The following is a 248-nucleotide window of genomic DNA, read 5'->3' on the forward strand; positions in this document are numbered from 1 at the left end:
CCGCAATAGACCGGCACAGGTGCCGAAAGACCGAGTTCGGCCGCGATCTCGGGCAGCACAGGACCGAGCACATCGAAGGCCGAACGGATCGGCGCCATCCGATCGCGAATGCCGAGCCTGTCGACGAGCGAGGAGTAGGTGCCGCGTCCCGGGTTCCAGAGGTCGGTATGACAGCCGAGCGAGGTCAGTTCATTGGCGGCCACACCGGTCAGCCGCGCCGCCCAATATTGCGCATAGGTGAGAATGGC

Annotated in this window: 1 pseudogene; it reads right to left on the bottom strand. The window is 64.9% G+C overall.

The window, feature by feature from the left end:
* Nucleotides 1-248: pseudogene (locus EOD29_RS33940) on the bottom strand (carbohydrate kinase); the annotation flags it as partial.

The organism is Mesorhizobium sp. M1A.T.Ca.IN.004.03.1.1 (assembly GCF_003997555.1).
In the GTDB taxonomy this organism is placed as follows: Bacteria; Pseudomonadota; Alphaproteobacteria; order Rhizobiales; family Rhizobiaceae; genus Mesorhizobium.